Source organism: Staphylococcus sp. GDY8P72P, from assembly GCF_016890655.1.
In the GTDB taxonomy this organism is placed as follows: Bacteria; Bacillota; Bacilli; order Staphylococcales; family Staphylococcaceae; genus Staphylococcus; species Staphylococcus arlettae.
Window position 1 is genome coordinate 22,669 of record NZ_JAFEQJ010000025.1, and the last position, 6,000, is coordinate 28,668.

At 31.2% G+C, this 6,000-nt stretch carries 7 protein-coding genes; 4 read left to right on the forward strand and 3 right to left on the reverse strand.

Annotation, left to right across the window (positions count from 1 at the left end):
• Window positions 1–127: 127 nt before the first annotated feature.
• From JVU85_RS10800 to JVU85_RS10810, 3 genes are all read left to right on the forward strand, one after another.
• Window positions 128–700: an ADP-ribosyltransferase gene (locus tag JVU85_RS10800; RefSeq protein ID WP_151362627.1), complete on the forward strand. Its 573-nt coding sequence runs from the start codon at window positions 128–130 to the stop codon at window positions 698–700.
• A gap of 270 nt (window positions 701–970) precedes the next feature.
• On the forward strand, window positions 971–1,588 hold the full coding sequence (locus JVU85_RS10805) for a CadD family cadmium resistance transporter (RefSeq protein ID WP_069826417.1): 618 nt from the start codon (window positions 971–973) through the stop codon (window positions 1,586–1,588).
• Between the two features lie 18 nt (window positions 1,589–1,606).
• A complete protein-coding gene (locus JVU85_RS10810; protein ID WP_151362628.1) occupies window positions 1,607–1,948 on the forward strand; it encodes an ArsR/SmtB family transcription factor in 342 nt (113 codons plus the stop codon).
• Between the two features lie 19 nt (window positions 1,949–1,967).
• On the opposite strand, the gene arsC is transcribed toward JVU85_RS10810, so the two are convergent.
• The 3 genes from arsC to JVU85_RS10825 are packed head-to-tail and all read right to left on the reverse strand — an operon-like array spanning window position 1,968 to window position 3,993.
• A complete protein-coding gene (arsC, locus tag JVU85_RS10815) occupies window positions 1,968–2,369 on the reverse strand; it encodes an arsenate reductase (thioredoxin) (protein WP_151362629.1) in 402 nt (133 codons plus the stop codon).
• Window positions 2,370–2,386: 17 nt separating this feature from the next.
• Window positions 2,387–3,679, reverse strand: a complete 1,293-nt coding sequence (arsB, locus tag JVU85_RS10820) for an arsenite efflux transporter membrane subunit ArsB (RefSeq protein WP_204172539.1) — start codon at window positions 3,677–3,679, stop codon at window positions 2,387–2,389.
• Complete coding sequence (locus JVU85_RS10825; RefSeq protein ID WP_011274435.1) at window positions 3,676–3,993, reverse strand: ArsR/SmtB family transcription factor; 318 nt, start codon at window positions 3,991–3,993, stop codon at window positions 3,676–3,678. Before JVU85_RS10825 ends, arsB begins: the two co-directional genes overlap by 4 nt.
• A gap of 268 nt (window positions 3,994–4,261) precedes the next feature.
• Here JVU85_RS10825 and JVU85_RS10830 point away from each other — a divergent pair.
• The coding region (locus tag JVU85_RS10830; RefSeq protein ID WP_204172538.1) for a heavy metal translocating P-type ATPase at window positions 4,262–6,000 on the forward strand (1,739 nt) is incomplete at its 3' end.

Below are 6,000 nucleotides of genomic sequence, written 5' to 3' on the forward strand. Positions count from 1 at the left end.
TTTTCAAGGATAAATCGTCGTATCAAAGCTCATTCATAAGTAGTAAATTAGTAGTAAATTGAGTGGTTTTGACCTTGATAAAGTGTGATAAGTCCAGTTTTTATGCGGATAACTAGATTTTTATGCTATTTTTAGATTAAAAAAATGGTGTTTAAAACAAAAAGGGTATTTTTGCCATGTCGGTGAAACCTGGGACAATAGTAATTTGTCTCCCGAAAATATACATAGTTATGTAGATAGAGTACTTGAATATGAGACTGAAGCTCGTAGAAACGGCCAACCAACTAAAGAATATATATTAGCTAGTAGCGGAGAAACAATAAATGAAGCTTTAAGAAGTGGTACTAATGATCACAAAGAAATTCTAGAGGTATTTGATAAATATAAAGTGAAAGAGGATATAACTACTTATAGAACAGTTAGTCCTCGGATATACAAATTAATGGAGAAAAACGCTAAAAACTTATATGGAGTAGATTTGTGTGAACTTGGAATTTTACACACTTCATTAATAAAAGGGTACGAATCAAGAGAAGAAGGTTACAAATTACGGGTAAAAGTAAAAAAAGGAACACCAGCTTTCTATGTAGGTAATTTAACAGGCGAAGAAAGCCATTATTATGAGGTGATTGTAGTTAATAATTTAAAATTAAAAATCATATCTATTGAAGATTACTATATAAATTGTGAAGTAGTGTAATTGGAATAAATTCTGTTAGTTGTTCATAATAAACCAATTATTTTTTTATAAGGTTCTCTTTATTAGTGAAATTGTAAAAAACAAACTACAATGAACTGACAAATTAAAATCGCTTTAAGTCGTATTCTCAAAGAATCTATAAATCACTCGTATATACACAGCCCCTTACTATCAGTTAAAGTGTCACTTTTCGGTTCTAATATTTATTATTCATAAGATATGCAATATATGATACAATTCATTCAAATATATATTTGAATGAGGTGCTCTATGGTTCAGAGTATTGTAACTGCGGCAATACTTTATATTGCAACTGCGGTAGATTTATTAGTGATTTTATTAATATTTTTTGCTAGAGCAAAGACTAGAAAAGAATATAGGGATATTTATATAGGTCAATATCTAGGATCGATGATCCTCATATTAGTCAGTTTATTTTTAGCTTTTGTGTTAAATTATGTTCCAGAGAAATGGATATTAGGTTTATTAGGTTTGATCCCCATCTACTTAGGTATAAAAGTTGCTATTTATGATGATTGTGAAGGTGAAAAAAGAGCAAATAAAGAATTAAATGAAAAAGGTTTGTCCAAATTAATAGAGACTGTTTCTTTAGTGACAATTGCAAGTTGTGGTGCAGATAATATTGGTTTATTTGTCCCTTATTTTGTAACATTGGATATTGTTGAATTACTGACTACCTTAATTGTATTTTTAGTTTTAATTTTCATTTTAGTATTCACAGCACAAAAACTAGCTAGAATTCCTAGTGTGGGTGAGGTTGTTGAGAGATTCAGTCGTTGGATTATGGCTGTTATCTACATAGCATTGGGCTTATTTATTATTATTGAAAATGAAACCATACAAACAATATTAGGATTTATATTATAAATTAAGGTGTGACTTAATATGAGTAACAATAAAATTTGTGACGTTATTTGTGTTCATGAGGAAAAAGTGAATTATGCTTTAAGATTTTTAAATGAAGAAAAAACTCAACGACTTATCAATACATTATTAAAGATAAGTGATGAGAATAAGCTGAAAATTATATTAGCTCTAATTAAAGAGAAAGAATTATGTGTTTGTGACTTATCTATAACATTAGGTTTAAGTATAGCTTCAACATCGTATCATTTGAGAGCCTTGTATAAAAGAGACGTGCTGAATTTTTACAAGGATGGGAAAATGGTATACTATTATATCAAAGATATAGAATTGAAATCATTATTAATAAAATGTATGACTTAAATATAAAGAAACGCTCACATTAAACGAGCGTTTCTTTGAATTCTTGTATTCTTTTTCCAATTTCATCTCTAACACGTTGGAATTCTGGCCATTCTTTTCCTGCTGGATCCTCAAAACCCCAATGCTCTTTTTTAACGTTTGGTGGTAAAATAGGACAATTATCGTCTGCATTACTACATAACGTTACGACCAAATCTGATTGTTTTAAAATATTATTATCAATCAAGTCTGACGTATGGTTTGATATATCAATATCTACTTCTTTCATAGCTTCTATTGCTTTAGGATTAACACCATGCGTTTCAATACCAGCAGAATAGACATTCCAATCTTCAACCAATATTTCCTTTCCCCAACCTTCAGCCATTTGGCTACGACAAGAGTTTCCTGTACATATAAAATAAATTGTTTTCTTATCCATAATTAAACCCTCTTTTCTTAAAATATGATTAGTGTAAGGTATAAACCTAAGAGTGTTACAAATAGGACTGGAATAGTAATGATAATTCCAGTTTTAAAGTAAGTTCCCCACGAAATCTTCACACCTTTTTGTGTTAAGACATGTAGCCACAATAATGTTGCTAAAGAACCAATCGGTGTTATTTTAGGTCCTAAATCAGAACCTATGACATTCGCATAAATCATACCTTCTTTTAATATACCTGTAGCACTGGATTGACCAATCGCTATTGCATCTATTAAAACAGTTGGCATGTTGTTCATGATTGAAGATAAGAAAGCAGCTATAAAGCCCATACCCATGATACTGCTGAATAATCCATGACTTGAAATATTGGATAATACATCAGCTAAAATTGTTGTGATTCCTACGTTTTTTAAACCAAATACAACTAAGTACATACCAACAGAAAATACAACAATATTCCATGGTGCACCTTTAATCACTTGTTTTGTATGAACTGCTTTTGATTTACGAGCTAATATTACAAAGATAAAAGCAATAATACCAGCAATAATTGATACAGGAATATTTATAAACTCACTTATTAAATAACCAACTAGCAATACAGTGAGTACAATCCACGAGATATTAAAAAGCTTTTTGTCCTTAATCGCTTCTTTTGGTTCTCTAATATTTACTGCATCAAATTTTCTTAGGATAGACTTTCTGAAATAAATCCATAAGACAAGAATACTTGCGATTAAAGAGAATATATTAGGTATAATCATTTTACTGAAGTACTCAACAAATCCAATATCAAAGTAATCAGCAGAAACAATATTAACTAAATTACTAACAATTAATGGAAGAGACGTAGTATCTGCAATAAAACCACTAGCAATAATAAATGGGAATACCGCTTTTTTATCAAATCCTAAACTACGTACCATTGCTAATACAATAGGCGTTAAGATTAAAGCTGCACCATCATTTGCGAAAAATGCTGCTACAATTGCCCCAAGTAGCATGATAAAAACAAACATTTTTAAGCCATTACCTTTTGAGGCCTTGACCATATGTATCGCAGACCATTCGAAAAATCCAATTTCATCTAAAATTAATGAAATGAGTATAACAGCGACAAAGGTTAACGTCGCATTCCAAACAATCCCTGTAACTTCAATAACATCCGAGAGACTGACAACGCCTGTAATAATAGCGATGATAGCACCAAACAATGCTGTAATACCAATATCTAACCCCTTAGGTTGCCAAATAACAAACATGAGAGTTAAAAGAAAAATAATAATCGCTAGAATAGTCATTATGTACATTCACCTGTCTTTATCTTTTTACACATACATTGTTGAGTAGGAGAGCTAATATAAGTTAATTCATTGTTGATTGAATCTAAGGACTTATGATTAAGTCGGTACATGCGCTTAGTACCGTCTTTTCGTGTAGATACTAATTCATTATCTACTAGAATTTTCATATGATGACTTAATGTAGGTTGTGAAAATTGAAAATACGCTAATAAATCACAAGCACATAATTCACCGCAAGATAATAAGTCTAATATTTCTAATCGACTTGGATCCGATAAAATTTTTAATTGTAATGATAGTTCCTTATAAGACATATGGATGTCATCCCTCCTTTATTATAGATTATCATCTATATAGACAAATATCTATATAGATAATACTTTTTGCAATAATACATTTAATTAAAACCTTGTTTTAAACATCGATGACAAGGTCTAATGTAGGACGTGGAGACATCATTTTCGGAATGATATAAATAAATCCATAAATGGAGATAAATCGAAAACATTTATACCCCTAGGAGGTATGTGTTATAGTATAAGTATAGCTAATATAATATTTTCATAAATAGGAGGGGTTAATTTGAATAATAATGGTGAAGAGCATAATCATCAAAATCACATGAATCATTCCAATCACATGCATCATGATAACCATGCCTCACATCATCATAGTGGCCATGCACATCATCATGGAAATTTTAAAGTTAAGTTTTTTGTTTCATTAATTTTTGCAATACCTATCATTCTTTTATCGCCAATGATGGGTGTTAACTTACCTTTTCAATTCACATTTCCAGGTTCTGAATGGGTAGTGTTAATATTAAGTACAATTTTATTCTTTTATGGTGGTAAACCGTTCTTGTCTGGTGGTAAAGATGAAATTGCTACAAAAAAACCAGGCATGATGACCTTAGTTGCCCTAGGTATTTCAGTAGCTTATATTTATAGCTTGTATGCTTTTTATATGAATAACTTTAGTAGTGCAACTGGTCATACAATGGACTTTTTTTGGGAATTAGCAACCTTAATTTTAATTATGCTATTAGGACATTGGATAGAAATGAATGCTGTCGGAAATGCTGGAGATGCTTTAAAGAAAATGGCAGAACTGTTACCTAATAGTGCTATTAAAGTTATGGATAATGGCCAACGCGAAGAAGTTAAAATATCAGACATCATGACTGATGATATCGTCGAAGTAAAAGCCGGAGAAAGCATTCCAACAGATGGTATTATCGTTCAAGGACAAACATCTATAGATGAATCCCTAGTCACTGGAGAATCTAAAAAAGTACAAAAAAATCAAAATGACAACGTCATCGGGGGTTCTATTAATGGGTCTGGAACAATACAAGTCAAGGTTACAGCTGTGGGAGAAGATGGATATCTTTCTCAAGTTATGGGACTTGTTAATCAAGCACAAAGTGATAAATCTAGTGCTGAATTGTTATCTGATAAAGTAGCGGGTTATTTATTCTACTTTGCTGTAAGTGTTGGCGTGATTTCTTTTATTGTCTGGATGCTCATTCAAAATGATGTTGATTTTGCATTAGAACGTCTTGTAACTGTGTTAGTCATTGCTTGTCCACATGCTTTAGGCTTGGCAATACCTTTAGTCACTGCACGTTCTACTTCAATTGGTGCACATAATGGTTTAATTATTAAAAATAGAGAGTCTGTAGAAATAGCTCAACATATCGATTATGTAATGATGGATAAAACTGGTACTTTAACTGAGGGTAACTTTTCTGTGAATCATTATGAGAGCTTTAAAAATGATTTGAGTAATGATACAATATTAAGCCTTTTCGCCTCATTAGAAAGTCAATCTAATCACCCATTAGCTATAAGTATTGTTGATTTTGCGAAAAGTAAAAATGTTTCATTTACTAATCCACAAGACGTTAATAATATTCCAGGTGTCGGATTAGAAGGTCTAATTGATAATAAAACATATAAAATAACAAATGTCTCTTATCTTGATAAACATAAACTTAATTATGACGATGACTTGTTTACTAAATTAGCTCAACAAGGTAATTCAATCAGCTATTTAATTGAGGATCAACAAGTCATTGGCATGATTGCTCAAGGAGATCAAATTAAAGAAAGCTCAAAACAAATGGTAGCTGATTTACTATCAAGAAATATTACACCAGTCATGCTTACAGGTGACAATAATGAAGTGGCACACGCTGTCGCAAAAGAATTAGGTATTAGTGATGTCCACGCACAACTCATGCCAGAAGATAAGGAAAGCATTATAAAAGATTATCAAAGTGACGGTAATAAAGTCATGATGGTCGGAGACGGTATCAA

What these genes read in the sequence shown, in the direction of transcription:
- JVU85_RS10810 (WP_151362628.1), top strand. Translation starts at nt 1,607, where the DNA reads ATGAGTAACAATAAAATTTGTGACGTTATTTGTGTTCATGAGGAAAAA.
- arsC (WP_151362629.1), bottom strand. Translation starts at nt 2,369, where the DNA reads ATGGATAAGAAAACAATTTATTTTATATGTACAGGAAACTCTTGTCGT.
- JVU85_RS10825 (WP_011274435.1), bottom strand. Translation starts at nt 3,993, where the DNA reads ATGTCTTATAAGGAACTATCATTACAATTAAAAATTTTATCGGATCCA.
- JVU85_RS10805 (WP_069826417.1), top strand. Translation starts at nt 971, where the DNA reads ATGGTTCAGAGTATTGTAACTGCGGCAATACTTTATATTGCAACTGCG.